11 protein-coding genes are annotated in these 16,871 nt (G+C 60.5%); 4 read left to right on the forward strand and 7 right to left on the reverse strand.

The window, feature by feature from the left end:
• Window positions 1–96: 96 nt before the first annotated feature.
• On the forward strand, window positions 97–1,590 hold the full coding sequence (locus tag M2447_RS03625; RefSeq protein WP_277557437.1) for an excinuclease ABC subunit UvrC: 1,494 nt from the start codon (window positions 97–99) through the stop codon (window positions 1,588–1,590).
• 30 nt (window positions 1,591–1,620) lie between these two features.
• Here the strand turns inward: M2447_RS03625 and M2447_RS03630 are convergent, their stop codons facing one another.
• Together M2447_RS03630 and M2447_RS03635 are read right to left on the reverse strand one after the other, a co-directional pair.
• The gene (locus M2447_RS03630) at window positions 1,621–1,863 is read right to left on the reverse strand and encodes a hypothetical protein (RefSeq protein WP_343215364.1); all 243 of its coding nucleotides are present in this window, start codon (window positions 1,861–1,863) and stop codon (window positions 1,621–1,623) included.
• A 252-nt stretch (window positions 1,864–2,115) separates the two neighbouring features.
• The gene (locus M2447_RS03635) at window positions 2,116–3,891 is read right to left on the reverse strand and encodes a mucoidy inhibitor MuiA family protein (RefSeq protein ID WP_277557438.1); all 1,776 of its coding nucleotides are present in this window, start codon (window positions 3,889–3,891) and stop codon (window positions 2,116–2,118) included.
• Window positions 3,892–4,101: 210 nt separating this feature from the next.
• On the opposite strand from M2447_RS03635, the gene M2447_RS03640 reads away from it, so the two are divergent.
• Window positions 4,102–4,998 (forward strand): DUF6268 family outer membrane beta-barrel protein, encoded by an 897-nt coding sequence (locus tag M2447_RS03640; protein ID WP_277557439.1) that lies wholly within the window; start codon window positions 4,102–4,104, stop codon window positions 4,996–4,998.
• A 23-nt stretch (window positions 4,999–5,021) separates the two neighbouring features.
• On the opposite strand, the gene M2447_RS03645 is transcribed toward M2447_RS03640, so the two are convergent.
• The 5 genes from M2447_RS03645 to M2447_RS03665 form a co-directional block, all read right to left on the reverse strand.
• Window positions 5,022–6,059, reverse strand: a complete 1,038-nt coding sequence (locus M2447_RS03645) for a cytochrome d ubiquinol oxidase subunit II (protein WP_277557440.1) — start codon at window positions 6,057–6,059, stop codon at window positions 5,022–5,024.
• Window positions 6,060–6,062: 3 nt separating this feature from the next.
• Window positions 6,063–7,382 carry a cytochrome ubiquinol oxidase subunit I gene (locus M2447_RS03650; protein WP_277557441.1) on the reverse strand — a complete coding sequence of 440 codons (1,320 nt, stop codon included), beginning with the start codon at window positions 7,380–7,382 and terminating at the stop codon, window positions 6,063–6,065.
• Window positions 7,383–7,576: 194 nt separating this feature from the next.
• A complete protein-coding gene (locus tag M2447_RS03655) occupies window positions 7,577–8,113 on the reverse strand; it encodes a hypothetical protein (RefSeq protein ID WP_277557442.1) in 537 nt (178 codons plus the stop codon).
• A 47-nt stretch (window positions 8,114–8,160) separates the two neighbouring features.
• Window positions 8,161–9,378, reverse strand: a complete 1,218-nt coding sequence (gene odhB, locus M2447_RS03660) for a 2-oxoglutarate dehydrogenase complex dihydrolipoyllysine-residue succinyltransferase (protein WP_277557443.1) — start codon at window positions 9,376–9,378, stop codon at window positions 8,161–8,163.
• An 84-nt stretch (window positions 9,379–9,462) separates the two neighbouring features.
• Window positions 9,463–12,297, reverse strand: coding sequence for a 2-oxoglutarate dehydrogenase E1 component (locus tag M2447_RS03665; RefSeq protein WP_277557444.1), 2,835 nt, complete (start codon window positions 12,295–12,297; stop codon window positions 9,463–9,465).
• 191 nt (window positions 12,298–12,488) lie between these two features.
• On the opposite strand from M2447_RS03665, the gene M2447_RS03670 reads away from it, so the two are divergent.
• Entirely contained in the window at window positions 12,489–12,908 is a 420-nt protein-coding gene (locus M2447_RS03670) for a translation initiation factor (protein ID WP_277510591.1), read from the forward strand.
• Between the two features lie 62 nt (window positions 12,909–12,970).
• Window positions 12,971–16,741, forward strand: a complete 3,771-nt coding sequence (locus M2447_RS03675; RefSeq protein WP_277557445.1) for a DUF3857 domain-containing protein — start codon at window positions 12,971–12,973, stop codon at window positions 16,739–16,741.
• Window positions 16,742–16,871: the final 130 nt, after the last annotated feature.

A 16,871-nucleotide genomic window follows, 5' to 3' on the forward strand; every position in this document is an offset into this window, starting at 1 on the left:
AAACGTGGAAATCTCAAATTGCAAAAGACGATTTTCCATTGGCAAACCCGGCCTCATTGAGGTTTGGATACTTGAGATTCGGAATTTCCCAAACAGATGCCATCAAACGCCACAGATAGCAACGAGCCCTTGGGCTTGAAGGGGAAGGTGCGCCGCCTTCCCAACAAGCCGGGCGTGTATCTGATGAAGGACCGGCTCGGGCGAATCCTTTACGTCGGCAAGGCAAAGAACCTGAAAAAGCGCGTCTCGTCGTATTTCACGCCCTCGCGCGCCGCGATGATCACACAGCCGAAAATCCGCGCGCTCATCGGCCTGATTGCCGACTTCGACACAATCGAGGTGAAATCCGAGCCCGAGGCGCTTCTGCTCGAGGGGCGCCTCATCAAACAGTGGAAGCCAAAATACAACACGGACTTCATTGACGACAAACGCTTCCTGCTCGTGCGAATCGACCCGCGCGAGGAGCTGCCGCGCATCCGCCTCACGCGCATCCGCAAGGACTCCGTTTCGCGCTACTTCGGCCCGTTCGCGCACTCGGGTCCGCTGCGAAAAACACTCGCGCAAATGCGCCGCCAGTTCGGCGTGCTGCTCTCCGACTCGTCACCGCAAAAACTCCCCGACGGGCGCTGGCGGCTCTACGACGACATCCGCCAGGAAATCTACGGCGAGCACGCCAACATCGTCACCGCCGATGAATACCGCGCCCGGGTTGACGCCGCGTGCGCGTTTCTCGAGGGCAAGTCGCGCGAATGGCTTGAAATCCTGCGCGGCGAAATGCTCGCCGCCGCCGAAAAACACAATTTCGAAAAGGCCGCCGAGTTGCGCGACATTGTGTTTGCGCTCGAAAAAACGCTCCAGCCCGCGCGTCGTTTCGAGCGCGAGCAAAGCGTGATCCACACCGACGCCGACGCGCTCGCCTCGCTGCAAAGCGCGCTCGAACTGCCCGCGCCGCCCGCGCACATGGAGTGTTTCGACATCTCGCACATTTCGGGCACGTTTGTCGTCGCCTCGTGCGTGCACTTCACAGACGGGCGTCCCGACAAAAACAACTACCGCCGTTTCCGCATAAAGAGTTTCATGGGCAACGACGACTTTCGCGCGATGGAGGAAGTCGTGGGCCGGCGTTACTCGCGACTGCACGGCGAGGACAAAGCGTTCCCGAATCTCATCGTGATCGACGGCGGCCGCGGCCAGGTTGCCGCCGCGCTGAAGGCGTTTGTCGCGATCGACGTCGAGCCGCCCGCAATCATCGGCCTCGCAAAAAAACACGAGACAATCATTTTTCCCGACACGCGGCCGCCGCTGAACCTGCCGCTCACGCATCCGGGGTTGCAGTTGCTGCAGCGTATGCGCGACGAGGCGCACCGTTTCGCCAACACCTACAACGCCGACTTGCGCTCAAAAAAAATCCGCGAAAGCGTGCTCGACGATTTCCCCGGAATGGGCGGGGTGCGCCGCGCCGCGCTCATGTCGCATTTCGGCGACATCGACAAACTGCGCGCCGCAAGCGTGGAGCGCATCACCGAAGTCGAGGGATTCGGCGAAAAGATGGCGGCGGACTTGTGGGCGTTTTTGCATCCGGATGGATGACCGGAGCGGCGTGCAAGAAAGCGCGGTGCGTTATTGCCTGTTCGCGGAACAGGGCGGGGTTTGCGCGCGGCGCGCCGTGCGCCAGCCTTCGCGGTGCTTGCGAATCCAGTCGAGCAATGCGCGCTCAAAACCGATGTCATAGCCGAGGCGCTCGGACTCGAGCCATTTGTGGCGCAGTATCTCCTCACGCTCCGCCAGAAATTCCTGATACAAAGAGGACCGTTTCACAAAATCTTGTGATCGCTCTGATCTGTTTGACTGGAGAGTTGTCATGACGAACCGGGCTGAAAATTAAAAATTGGACGAACGTGCCGCCGGCATCCCCGATCGGTTTTGCCGGGCGTTTGGTTAATTTCCAATGAATAATGCGACGGGCAATTTCACTTGCCAGAAAAATCGCGGCGAGGCGTCTTTTTTTACGAGACAGGCTCCGTGGGCGTCCGGCTTCGAACGTCCACGGAAACTCACAAAAAAACGCAGGGCGGCCTTGTGAAACCGCCCTGCCCCACCAACTTCTTTTTGGAATTATTCCAGTCCGGTCACTTGCACATCGCTTGGATATTCGACGCTGAACTTGAGCGGAACCTCGCGTTTTTCGCCGGGTTGAAGGTCGAGGCGCCACACGAGTTTGTTGTCCTCCTCGCGCGTCACTTCCTTGCCGGGTTTTTCGAGCGTGCCCACATCCTTCTCGGCGGGCGTGATGAGTTTCACGACGATCTTTTCGTTGCGCGAAAGCGGAAGCGCCTCCTTGAACACGACGCGCTCGGCGGTCTTTTTGTTGTTCGTGATCGTGACCATGAACTCGTAGGTCACGCGGCGGCCCTTGCCGGTCAGCCCGGTGTTTTCGGCGAAACGGTTCACAACGCGGCGCTTGATTGCCACGCCCTCGTCGGCGCCGAGCGAGACCTCGAACTTTTCAGTGGGCATCACCGACTTGAGCGACGAAGTGGAGACAAACGCGTTGTCGAGGAAGATGTTCGCCGGCCCTGCGAGGAACGGATACTCGGTCGAATTTGTGACGTAGGCGCTGAGGAACGCCGTCTCCTGCATCGCGGGTGTTGCCTGATACTGGAGTTTGGCGTCGAGTTTGTTGACCGTGATGCTGACTTTCTGCGGCGTGTTGTCGCTCGGGATGCTCGTGGCCGCGAGGATTTTGAATGTCGCGCTGGTGGTGGACGCGTCCACGCTCGCGGTGGCGATGGCGATGTCCTTTTCGGCCATTTCCTCTACGACCATTTCAGTTGTGGCGGCTGCATTGAAGACTTGGGCCTCGGCCATTTTCATCTGTTGCGGTGAGGCGTATCGCCTTTCCATCATTGCATCAAGTTTAACAGCAGGCCGCGGCACGAACACGTCGAGTATCCACGGGTTGAGGACGGGCGCGGCGCTGCCAAGCGAGGGGCGCGCGGTCGAGAGCGTGAGCGCGATGTCGTCCCAATCCTCGCCGGTCGCCTGGCGCACGATGCCGAAGTAAGTGAGTTCGACCGCGCGCTCGTCGGAGCGCATGCGCACATCGTAGGACGGCGACCAGCTGGCATTAGGCACGGTGTAGGCAACGCTGAGATCGAGCGAGCCGGCTTTCGCGGCGGCAACGCGCACCGTGACAGTCTTGTAGCTTTTATTGTCGGGGCGCGCGCCGCGCATGATCATGTTTAATTGCGCGCGGAGCGTGCCGAGCTTCTTGTTTGTCTCGGCGATTTCGAGGTCGAGCGCCTGCGTGTCGGCCGCGAGTTTTTCGCGTTTCTCGCCGGAAAATTCCATGAGCTTTTGCAGGTTTTCCAACGACGGGGGCGGCGCGTCGGAACCGCTCGGCGGCGAGGCGACGATCACGCCCTCAATGCGGTCGAGCAGCTTGGCCTGCTGCTTGAGGACGGCGCCGCGGTCGTTGAGCTTGCGCATGGCCTGCTCGATGCCGGCGATCTCCTCCTGGAGTGCGTTGACTCGCGGCAGGTCAACCTCGGCGGCGTTGCTCGTGTAGGTAACGCGCGTGGAAACATCGAGGATGGTGGCCTCGGCCGTGCCGCGTCCGTTGACTTGCACGGAGGCGTCGACAAGCGACGCGGGCAGTTTTTCGAGGATGATGTGCGATTCGCCCGCCGGCAGCTCGATGCGCGCGGCGCGCGTGACGATGGCGCGGTCGGTGTAAACGGTGGCGGCGGTGATTTTTGATTGGGTGGGTGTTGGATTTGTCATGGGTTTTGAAAAGGCGCTTGTGGCGGCGAGCGTCAGGCCGAGCGCGAGTGTGATTGCGCCGGCGGAAACGCGTTTGCGGGATGGTGGTGTGGTGCGGGTTGTTTTCATGTTGGTGATGTTGATAAGCGGTTCGGGTTTTGCCTAAAAGTGTGCGCGCAGAATATCGGAAACCGGCGGAGGGATTGTCAGCGGGGCGTCAGCCATTTGTAAGGAAAATGTCATGCGTTTGGAAAATATCCCCTCGGTTCCAAAATGTATTTATGAACACGGATGAGCCCTTGAGGTCTCACGCTGCAATCTTCACACTTGTTGTTTCACATGAAAACCCGCCCACTCGCACCACTTGCAGCGTTTCTTATCGCCGCGTTCGCGTCACTTCACGCGCACGCCCAGACCGCCTCGGCCACATTTCATCCGTCGCTGCTTGAAAGTCTTTCCGCGTCCCACTCGTATTCGGGGAAATCCGGCTACAAACACAACGAGACTTCAGGAGAGACGTCGGTCAATAATTTCAGCCTGAGCGCGTCGGGGCGCCTGGCGCTCGGCAAGGCGACGTTCCTCGGGTTCGGCGCCGCGTTCTCAATAAACGAAATCGACTCCGACGACTCCGTGCCCGCGCCGGAGCGCCTCGGCACGATCACCGTGAACGCCGGCATCACGCAGGTGTTCTCTGAAAAATGGCGCGGGGCAATTTTTGCGCGCCCGGGATACTACGGCGATTTTGAGCACTACACATGGCGCACAATCAATGTGCCCGTGATGGCAATCGCCAACTACACCCAGTCCAACGGCACGATGTGGTCTTTTGGCGTGAGCGTGAATCCGTTCGGCGAATATAAAGTGATGCCGGTGGTGAGCATGCGGTGCGCGCTTGCCGAGGACTGGTCGCTCAATCTCGGGTTTCCGCGCGTCGGCGTGATGTGGCAGGCGACGAAGGCGCTCGAACTCGGTCTCGGCGCCACCATGCAAGGCGGCGGTTATCGCACCACAAAAGCCCCGGGAAAAACCAACCGCGCCGACCTGGCCAACACTTACGTGAACTATCGCGAAATACGCGCCGGCGTGAACGCCTCGTATAAAGTCGCCCGCCGCGTGAGCCTGTCACTCGAAGCCGGTTGGATGGTCGACCGGCGTTTTGATTATCACGACATTGATTACGAGCTAAAGGGAAAATCGTCCGCCTACATAACCGCCGGCGTGAATATAAAAATGTGATAATCGGGACCGCGGCTCCAATATCAATTCGCGGCCCCGGTTTCGCTCCTGGTCTTGAACACGCGCAGCAGGAAAAACAGGCTTGGGAATATAATGCAGCTGCCGACCAGCAGGGCGAGCATGAGCTGCAGCTGCGTGGCGCGCGGCGCGGCGACCTCGTAGAAACTCACCGGCCCCTCGGTCGTGATTATTGCGTTGGGCGCGTAAAGCAGCCACCAGCCAAGAAGGATCATCGTGACCTGCCCGGCGGCGACCACGCGGGCGAAAACAACATTGCGCAATTTTATAAATTTCCAAAGCGCCACGAACAAAAGCACGGCAATCACGATCGCCGAAATCGCGGCGGGGCGCTCAAGAAACAGGGCGAAAAGACTTTTGGCCTCCAGCAGCGACGCGAGAAACACCACGCCGCCGGCGACAAAAACACACACGTTGGAAATCGCCGCCCGGCGCGTGAATACGTTTCTGAGCTCGGGCTCCTTGGTCTCGCCCACCATATACACACTCGCCAAAAACGCGAAGATGCACGTCACGAACAGACCCACGCAAAACGGATACAAGTCGAGCCACGGGAGAATGTAGGCGTCCACCGCGCCGACCTCGCCGGCCGCGCGCGCAAGGGGGATTGTGCCGCGGTTCAGCGTTCCCGCAATAATGCCGAGCCACATCGCGGTCCACAGGCTCGAGCCGCCGAAAAGTATCGTGTAAACGCGCTGCGTTTTTTCATCCTGCACGGGATCGTAATGGCGAAAACTGAATGTCGCCCCCCGCACGACAATGCCGACGAGCAACGCGAGCAACGGCGCGTGCAGCGCGGTCATGAGCGTGGTGAACGCGAGGGGAAATCCCATGAACAAAATCACCACGATCAGGATGAGCCACACGTGGTTCGCCTCCCACACAGGCCCCATCGCATGATTGATAGCGCGCGTTTGCTCACGGCGCAGTTTTTTGGAGCGCATGGACAACAACTCAAGAATGCCCGCGCCATAATCCGAGCCGCCGAGCAGCACGTAAAGCAGGAGCGACGCGCCGATGAAAAAGATAAGGATGTGTGTCATGGCTCAGGCTTTCGTTGAGGGTTCCGTGTCATCGAGCCGCTTGTGCATGCCGCGCACCTGCCGCTTGAAAAGCCAGACCACCGCGACGGTGATGATCGCGTAGAGCACAAACAACAAATACAAATGATACTGCATTCCGGGCACCGGCGTGACGGCGTCCTTGGTTCTCATGACGCCTTGTATAATCCAAGGCTGCCGTCCCACCTCGGTCACGACCCACCCGGCCTCGATGGCGATAAACCCGAGCGGCGCGCAAATGATGAGCGCCTTCATAAACCAGCCCGGCCATCGTTTCTTTTTCAGGAAAACGAGATAGAGCACGGCCATCAACGCGAGGATGCCGCCGATGGCGACCATGATTTGAAACGCGAAGTGCGTGACGACCACGGGCGGCCAGTCCTCGCGCGGAATTTGGTCGAGCCCGGTGACCGCGGTGTTGAAATCGTTGTGCGCAAGAAAACTCAACGCGCCGGGGATCTCGATGGCGTAGCGCACGGTTTGCGTTTCCACGTCAGGAATGCCGCCGATGATGAGCGGGGCGTTTGTGGTCGTCACAAACAACCCCTCGGCGGCGGCGAGTTTGGCGGGCTGGTATTCCGCGACGCGCTGCCCGGCGAAGTGTCCCGAGAAAGGCATGAGCAACGACGCCACCGCGCCAAAGGTGAGCGCAATTTTGAGCGCGCCCAAGTGCATCTCCCTCGCCTTGCCGCGCAAATAAAACGCCGCGTGGATGCCCGCCACCCCGAATCCCACGGCCTGAAGCGCGGCGAGCTGCATGTGAATTGTCTGGTGAAGCCACGCCTTGTTGAACATCGCGGCGACGGGGTCGATGTTGATTGCCGCGCCCTCCACCCAGTCAAATCCGGCGGGCGTGTTCATCCAGCCGTTGGCCGCGACGACAAAAATCCCCGAGGTAAAACCCGCGATGCCGACAACGAGCCCCGTGGCCCAGTGCAGCCACGGCTTCATGCGCCCCCAGCCGTAAAGGAACAACCCGATGGCAACCGCCTCGACAAAAAATGCCGAGCCCTCCCACGAAAACGGCATGCCGAAAATCGGTCCCGCGTGTTTCATGAAGCCGGGCCAGAGCAGCCCGAGCTGGAACGCGACCACGGTGCCCGAAACCGCGCCCACGGCAAAAAGAATGGCGACGCCGCGCATCCACATTTTTGTGAGCTCAAGATGGGCGGGATCCTTGGTTTTGAGCCATCGCCAGTGAGCCGCCGACATGAAGAACGGCATGGTCATGCCAATCGACGCAAAAATGATGTGAAACCCCAGTGAGAAAGCAATCGTGGCGCGTGCAGCAAGTAGGTCGTCCATGATGCGCCGGATATTGCCGCCAAACAGCCTCAGGTAAACCCCTTTTGCATGCACACGGCCGGTCAAAACGCTTTTTTACAAAGGATTCGTAAAAAACGAGAACAATAAGCACCTAGGAAACATACGTGGCAACACTTATGCTTTTGATTTCAGAGGCAGGATAGAAACGACGAAGCAATGAGACATGTTGCATGTTATTGCCGAGAATCTGGAGTCGAAGAATCTTCGAGTGATGAAACCGTGGATTGATGATCCAAGACTTCGCGCACTATAAACAAAGCTCCGTAAGCGCCAAAGTGACCGAATCCTCTCACAAAAACATCTGTTTCCGTAATAGTTTTGGCAGACAAATCGCCATACCAATCAGCCACTGTAAAATCACCACGGCACCGCATATTACCTATCAAGCCGCCCTTAAAAGCCATAGCCTGATTCAAGCCGTTATCTATCAATTCATAAAATTGTGGGCTGTGTTTCTTAATCGAATCAATATCAAAAGAAATCCATATTCCTGAAAGTAATGCCGGTTGCTTTATTTTTTCGCCTTCATATGAAATGACTTGATATTCAAACTGAATATTGATTCCTCCACTCAACTCAACATACTGTTTATTGTATTTTAATGGATTTGAATAAAGATCGCGTGCTGTGACAGCAGTGATTTTATCTGTTTTAGGCGTCTGGGTGCAGCCACATGCAAAAAGCAAAACAATGATGACATATTTTTTCATTTCACCGCATATAACGTAAAAGTAGATACATTCTTAATAATTATTATTCACAGTCCCAGCGCCAACACTCCGGGGTCTTCGATGGCTTGTTTTACTTTGACGAGGAAGGTGACCGCTTCCTTGCCGTCCACGAGGCGGTGGTCGTAGCTCAGGGCGAGATACATCATCGGGCGGATGACCACCTGGCCGTTCATGGCGACGGGGCGGTCGTTGATGGCGTGGAGGCCGAGGATGGCGCTTTGCGGGGTGTTGATGATCGGTGTCGAGAGCATCGAGCCGAAGATGCCTCCGTTGGTAATCGTGAAGACGCCGCCTTCGAGTTCGGGGAGCGTGATTTTGGCGTCGCGGGCTTTTTTGGCGAGCGCGGCGAGTTGTTTTTCGATGTCGGCCAGGCCGGCTTTGTCGCAGTCGCGGAGGACGGGAACCATCAGGCCTTTTTCGGAGGAGACGGCGACGCCGATGTCGTAGTAGTTGTTTTGGACAATCGTGTCGCCGTCGATCTGCGCGTTGATTGCCGGGACGGCTTGCAGGGCGTGGACAACCGCCTTTGTGAAAAATGACATGAAGCCGAGTTTGATGCCGTGGCGTTTCACAAAGTCGTCCTGATATTTGGTGCGCAGGGAGATGACGGCGGACATGTCGCATTCGTTGAATGTGGTGAGCATCGCGGACTGGTGCTGCGCCTGCACGAGGCGTTCGGCGATGCGTTTGCGCAGGGGCGACATTTTCTTCCGAGTCTGCCGCTCGGAAGGAAGAACTGAAGGACTGAAGGCTGAAGGCTGAGGTGGCGCGGGCGGCGTGGATTGGGATTTCAGGCGTTCAGCCTTCAGCTCTTCAGCCTTCCCCAGCATGTCGGCTTTTGTCACGCGACCGTCCTTGCCGGTGCCTTGGATGGTCGCGGGGTCGATGCCGGTTTCGGCGGCGAGGCGTTGGACCGCGGGGGATGCGGGCGGGGTGTTCGTGTTACCCGGAGCCACGGGCGAGTCGCCCGTGCCACTCAATCCGGGCGTCGCAAGCGACGCCCCTACGGAGGTGTCGATTGTGGCGACGACTTGGCCGATTTTTACCTCGGCACCGTCGGCAACTTTGAGCGTGATTTTGCCGGCGGCCTCGGCGGTTGCCTCGCTTGTTATTTTGTCGGTTTCGAGTTCGAAGATCGGCTGGTCTTGTTTGACGATTTCGCCGTCGGCCACGTGCCACTTGGCGAGGATGCCGCTGGTTATCGATTCGCCCACGGGCGGGATTTTGACTTCGAGGAGGCTCATAGGGGGATTGGGTGGGTTGTTGTTTGTATCGACGGGAATCGACGTGTGACGACTTGTGGCGGGCTGAGTCGGGAATAGGATTTTTCAGAGGTTAAACGCGTCGCGGAGCAGCATGGTGAGTTCGCGTTTGTGCAGGGCGAGGGCGCCGACGGCGGGGCTGGCACCGGGTTTGCGGCCGGCGTAGGTGGCTTTGCGTCCGAAGATTTCCTCGAGTTGCGGCGCGATCCATGTCCACGCGCCCATGTTTTGCGGTTCCTCCTGGCACCAGACGAGGTGGCCGCCGTGACCGTAGGTGTCGGCGAGTTCGGCGATGCGGTTGCGGTGGAGCGGGTAGAGTTGCTCGATGCGCAGGATGACGGTGTCGGTGATTTTGTTGCGCGCGCGGTAGTCGCAGAGGTCGTAATAAACCTTGCCGGAGCAGAGGATGATGCGGCCCGGCGGGCGGTGCGACGTGGTTTCAATTTTTTCTTCGGGAGACGCGCCGGGGAGCGGGCAGGATTGCCAGTCGGCCCACGCGGGGTCGTCGAGAATTTCCTGAAAACCGCCTGTATTGAAATCCTGGATACGCGAGACGGCGGCGGGATGGCGCAGGAGGGATTTGGGCGACATCACGATGAGCGGTTTGCGAAAATCGCGTTTCATCTGGCGGCGCAGGAGGTGGAAGATTTGCGCGGGCGTGGTGGGATTGGCGACTTGGATGTTGTTTTCGGCGCAGGCTTGGAGGAAGCGTTCGAGGCGGGCGCTGGAGTGCTCGGGGCCCTGGCCCTCGTAGCCGTGGGGGAGCAGGAGCACGAGGCCGGTGCTGCGCTGCCATTTTGACTCGGAGCTGACGATGAACTGGTCGATGGCGACTTGCGCGCCGTTGGCGAAGTCACCGAATTGCGCCTCCCAGATGCAGAGCATTTTGGGGTAGTCCATCGAGTAGCCGTATTCGAACATGAGCACGGCGGCCTCGGAGAGGAGCGAGTTGTAGACGCAGAAGCGCTCCTGGTCGGGCGAGAGGTTTTGGAGCGGGATGTGGCGCGCGCGCGTTCCCTGGTCGTAGAGGACGGCGTGGCGGTGCGAGAATGTGCCGCGTTCGCAATCCTGCCCGCTCAGGCGCACGGGTGTGCCTTCCGCGAGCAGCGTGCCGAGCGCGAGCGCCTCGCCGTAGCCCCAATCGACGGGGCCGTCGGCGGCGAGCGCTTTTGCGCGGTTGTCGAGCAGGCGCTTGATTTTTGAGTTGATGCTGAAACCGTCGGGAATGGTTGTGAGGGCGCGCGTGACTTTTTCGATGAGTTCGCGCGGGACGCCGGTGGCGACGGGCGTGTGTTTGTAGGGCGGCTGAAAAACGGCGTTGGAGCCGCGGAAGCGCCGGGTGGCCGGATCGTATTCCTCGGGCGGGCGCGCGGCGGCGGCGGCCTCGGCGGCCTTTGCTTTTGCGAAGGCGGCGTCCATCGCGGCGGTGTATTCGGCCTGGATGGCGGCGCTGTCGGCGGCGGTGAGCGTGCCCTCGGCGATGAGTTGTTTCGTGTAGATTTCGGAGACGTGCGGGTGCGAGGCGATGCGCCGGTAGAGCGTGGGTTGCGTGAACGCGGGCTCGTCGGACTCGTTGTGCCCGTGGCGGCGGTAGCAATACATGTCAACAAACACGTCGCGATGAAACGTCTGGCGGAATTCGAGCGCGAGGAGCGCGGCGAGGCAGACGGCCTCGGGGTCGTCGCCGTTGACGTGGAAGACCGGCGCGTCGACCATTTTTGCGAGGTCGGTGCAGTAGCGCGTGGAGCGCGCGTCGTCGGGCATCGTGGTGAAACCGATCTGGTTGTTGATCACGATGTGAACGGTGCCGCCGGTGCGGTAGCCGGGGAGTTGGGAAAACTGGAGCGTCTCGGCGCCGATGCCCTGGCCCGCGAGCGCGGCGTCGCCGTGGACGAGAAGCGGGATGACTTTGCCGCGCGCCTCGGTGTCGCCGCGGATGCGCTGGCGCGCGCGCGTCTTGCCCTCGACGCCGGGGTTCACGATTTCGAGGTGCGAGGGATTTGCCGCGAGGCGCACCTCGACTTGCGCGCCGGAGGATGTTTTCAGAATCGCCCCGAAACCGAGGTGGTATTTCACGTCGCCATCGCCCGCGACGGTGTTGGGCAGGTAGTTTTCCGAGAACTGCTCGAACAAAACGTCGAATGGTTTTCTCAGGATGTTCGCGAGCACGGAGAGGCGTCCGCGATGCGCCATGCCCATCACGATTTCCTCGACGCCGAGCGAGGGGCAGCGCTCTATTATCGCGTCGAGCGCGGCGATGAACGTCTCGCCGCCCTCGAGTGAGAATCGTTTTTGGCCGACGTATTTGGTGTGGAGAAATTTTTCGAAAAGCTCGGCCTTGTGGAGCCGCCGGAGGATGCGCGTTTTCTCGGCCTTGTTGAACGCGGGCTGGAAATGATTCGGCTCGATCGCCGACTGAATCCAGCGGCGCACCTCCGTGTCCTGAATGTGGATATACTCGACGCCGATCGTGCCGCAGTAGGTTTTTTGCAGCGCGGCGATCAGGTCGCGCAAACGCATCCGCCCGCCGTCGAGATAGTGGCCGATGTCGAACGACTCGTCGAGGTCCGCCGCGGTCAGTCCGAACTCGGCGAGCGAAAGGCGCGGCGCCGGTCCGGGCGGCGGCGAAAGCGGATCGAGATGAGCCTGCAAATGCCCGATGCTGCGGTAGTGGTAAATGAGCGAGTGGACTTGCGATTGCTTGAGCGAGTCGATGGCGGGCGCGCCCGCGAGCGCGGCGCCGATTGACGCGGGCGTGGCCGACGCGCCGTTGCCGAGCATGAAGCCTTGGAAAAACGCGCGCCACGCGGGATCGACCGAATCGGGATCGTCGAGCCAGCCACGGTATGCGGCCTCGATCAAATCGGCATTCGCGCGCGTCGGAAATGAAAGCGAGTTCATTGCTGAATTGTTTGGGCGAACGATACACGCGCGGGCTCCGCGGCTCAAGATGAAAGGGGCGCCGCAACATCGCCGCGCCACGCACCGTGTTTGACCGTTAGTAATGGATTGCGCGCCGCTCCATCAAGCAGCGTAATCCGACGCAAAACACCGCCATCCGCTTCACACAAGACACACGAAACCACCGCATCATGAGCGCCGACAAACACACGCGAAAAATTCCGACCGACGGCGGACGGGACCTCACGCAAAACGTCTTCGCATCGCTTTCGGGTTTGGAAAATCTGAAACCCGCCCCCGCATCCGCGCCAGCGCCACAATCATCTCCGCCTGTAACGCAGCCCAAGTCCACCGCGCCCGCAAAAAACCGCGGCCGCGTTGACGTGGTTCGCGAAAAAGCCGGGCGCGGTGGCAAGACCGTCACGGTCGCGCGCGGTTTCACCGGCATCGGCCTCCCCGAAAAAGAGGCGCTCGCCAAAAAAATGCGCGCCGTCTGCGGCACCGGCGGCACGGTCAAGGACGGCCGCATCGAAATCCAGGGCGACAAGCGCGACGAAGTCGCCCGCATCCTTGCCGAGGCCGGCTTCCGTCCGGTGTTCGCCGGCGGCTGATTTTCGGCCTTTCGAATCCGTCCCATCGGTCTTATCTGTCTTATCCAAAAAAACATTTTCCCATGTCACAACGCCACCTCGCCGCACTCGCGCTCTTCCTTCTTTCAGCCCTTCAGTCCTTCAGTTCTTCAGCCTTTCCCGATCTCTCGGCTATCACCACAGAGCGCTACCCCGACGCCGATTCCGTTCTTGTGGACGAAATCATTCGCACACGTTACGCCGCCGACGGCTCGGCTTTCACACGCGCCGAAACATTCGTGAAAATCCTCACTGAAAAAGGCCTCCGCGAAAACCGCACCCACAGCATGGCCTATAATATCTTTTACGAAAGCACCGTCGTCACACTCGCCCGCATCATCCACCCCGACGGCACGGCCACGCCCATCGACATCGCCGCCAACACAAAGGAAATGACCAACCGCCGCTCGATGGCCGCAAACATCTACGACCCAAACAACAAAATCCTCACCCTCGCCCTCCCCGGCCTCAAGGTCGGCGACACCCTGCACATCGTCAAGGAAACCACCACCAAGCGTCCGCGCATGAAAGACACCTTCTGCGACTGGCAATCCTTCGAGAGCACCAGCCCGATCATCCGCAGCACCTACGAAGTTCGCGGCCCGAAGGACAAACCCCTCGCAGCCACCGCCATCCTCGACAAAAACGGCGACACGCTCACCGCCGCCACCCGCGTCGAGGGCGATGAAATCATCCACACATGGATCGCGCGCGACGTCCCCCAGGCGTTTCCCGAACCCTCGATGCCCGCCTTCTACATTTGCACGCAACGCCTCCTCGTCAGCACCGTCGCCACTTGGGAGGAAGTTTCCAAATGGTATTCCTCCATCTGCGAACCCCACCTCGCCAGCACGCCCGAAATCGACGCCAAGGTCGCCGAGCTCATCGCGCCGCCCGCCGGCTCCACCACGCCGCTCACCGACGACGAAAAAATCCGCCGCGTCTTCCGCTTCGTCTCGCAGGAAATCCGCTACATGGGCATCACCCTCGAAAAAGATTCGCCCGGCTTCGAACCCCACGACGTCAGCCTCACATTCAACAACCGCTACGGCGTTTGCCGCGACAAGGCCGCGCTCCTCGTCACCATGCTCCGCGCCGCCGGCTTCGACGCCGCGCCCGTCCTCATCAACGCCGGCCCGCTCGTTGATCCCGAGGTCCCGAAAATTTATTTCAACCACGCTGTCACCGCCGTCCGCCTCGCCGACGGCACCGACATCCTCATGGACTCGACCGACGAAAACACCGCCGACCTCTTCCCCAGTTACCTCGCCAACAAAAGCTACCTCGTAGCCCGCGCCGAAGGCGACACACTCCGCGTCTCGCCCGTCGCCCCGCCCGAGGAAAACATGCTCCGCGCCGCCACGCGCATCACCATTGCCGACGACGGCTCGGCCACCGGCGACATCACGCTCGACTTCAGCGGCATCAACGACAACGCCTACCGCGGCTCATTCGCCCGCGCCAAGCCCGAGGACATCCGCCGCTGGCTCGAAACCCTCCTCAAAAATCAAATCCCCGGCGCCACCCTCACCGCGCACGAAATCACCCCGCGCAACGCGATGGACACCACCCGGCCCCTCCACGCCGCGATCTCCTTCTCGGCGCCCGACTACTTCACCGTTGCCCGGGGGAAAACCATTCTCAACACACCCTGGTTCGGCGCCGACTTCTCCATCGCCTCGCGCTTTCTCGGCAACGGCACCGCGCTCGCCAAACGCCGCTTCCCCCTCGAAATCCCCTACACCTGCGGCCTCGACGAAACGCTCACGCTAAACCTCCCGCCGCGCATCGGGGACACCCTCGCCCTTCCCGACGAAACCCGCGTCGAACTCCCCGCCGTCACCTACGAAAAAACTTTCACGCGAAACAAAAACGTCATCACCGGCAAACTCGCCATGCGCCTCCGCGCCCCCCGCGTGGCCGAGGGCGAACCCTACGCGCAACTCAAGGACGCCCTCAAGGACATAGAGTATTCCGACCGCCAGGCCCCCGTGCTCGCCGCCAAATCCAAAACGCAACTCACCCCCGACATCCGCACCCTCAACAACGAACTCACCATCACGCTCGACGACGCGCACAACTGGACGCGCCGCCGCGCCGTCCGCAAGCAAGTGCTCACCTACGCGGGCAAAAAAAATCACTCCGAAATCAAGCTCAACTACAACCCCGTCTGGGAAACCGTCACGCTTGACCACGCCACCGTCACACTCAAGGACGGCGGCACGCGCACCGTCTCCCCCGAGGAAATCAACATCATGGACGCCCCCTGGGTTGCCCGCGCCCCGCGCTACCCCGCCGCAAAAACCATGGTCATCTCGCTCCCCGGCGTCGAGGAAGGCGCGACCATCGACACCCAAATCACCACCACCCACAAAAACAAACCCTGGTTCGCCCTCTCGCAGTCCTATTTTGGTTTCGATCCCATCGACGCCTACACATTCACCCTCAACACCGCCGCCGGCGTAAACCTCTCCACCACCCCCGCACTCGCCGCGCTCGCCGATTCCCCAGACGAAAACCAAAATCCGAAAACAGGAACCCGCTTCCGCGTCAGCGGCTCCCGCACCGCCTCGCCCCGCGAGGGAGCGCTCCCGCCCCGCTCCTATCTCGGCCCCGTTTATCAAGCCACCACACTCAACAACCCCGCCGATTACGCGCGCCTCATCAACGCCGCCGTCGCGCCCCTCGCCGAACCCACCGCCGCCATCCGTGCCAAGGCCGCCGAACTCACCGCCGCCGCCAAAACCGAAACCGACCGCGTCGTCGCCATCCGCGATTACATTGCCCGCCACGTCCGCAACGCCGGCCCCAACTTCACCGACCTGCCGCTCTCCTGCCTCACGCCCGCCGAAAAAACCCTGGCCGACGCCTACGGCAACACCGCCGACCGCGCCATCCTCCTCGCCGCGCTCCTACGCGCCGCCGGCCTCGAACCCGAATTCCTCCTCGCCGGCTCGCGTGTCACAAAATTCTATTGGCAGGAAGACGACCTCTTCCCCGCCGATTCCTTCAGCCACCTCGCAGTTCGCGTCCAGGCGGACGGCGAAACCTGCTACCTCGACCACCTCAGCCTCTACGCCGACCCGCACGCCACCTCGCTCGAGGATTGCATGGTCATTGCACTCGCCACCGGAAAAATCGAAACAATCACCCCCGCGCCCAAATACCAAACCACCAGCCGCACAGACTGGCAAATAATCCTCTCCCCCGAAGGCGACGCCGCGGTCACATTCACCGCGCCCCACTACGGCGCCAACCACGAAAGCCTCAAGCGCCGCTTCACCGAAATGACACCCGAGGACCGCGACCGTTATCACCAGTCGTGCATGACATGGATTTCGCAAGCCGCCCAACCACGCGGCGGCTTCGAGACCAACCTTGACTACCCCGCCACCTATTCGTTCTCCGCCGACGTCGCCCGCTACGCGGTCCGCAGCGGCGACTACCTCTACTTTCAACTCCCCGCCGCCTCAACCTCGCCCACGCCCGCCGGCCCCGACACTCGCATCCACCCCCTCTTCGCCACCGCGCACCGCGACTCCACAATCCAGTGGACAATCACGCTCCCCGAAGGTCTCGAAGTCGAAGCCGCCCCCGAAAACCTCTCATGGACCGGGCCCGGCGACTACGGCCAAATCGCAGTCATCACGGCAACCAAGACCGAAAACGCCCGCACCACGCTCACGATCACGCAAACCATCAACCTAAACCCCGCAGTGATCCCCGCCGCAAGCTACTCAACCCTCCTCGAACTCAACCGCCGCCTCAGCCAACCCAGCCAATGGCGCGTGCTACTGAAGAAAATTAAGAAGTAAGGGGTAAGTTTCGAGCGGAAAGACATTCCGTCGTTAAGAGGCAAAAACCAAAGCCTCAAAAAAGCCTCCCCTTCCCCGCATCACTGCGATAGCTTTTTCGCGCACCCACATTCACATCCGCGACTCACCA

The sequence above is a fragment of the Ereboglobus sp. PH5-10 genome (assembly GCF_029504735.1).
Classification (GTDB): domain Bacteria; phylum Verrucomicrobiota; class Verrucomicrobiia; order Opitutales; family Opitutaceae; genus Ereboglobus.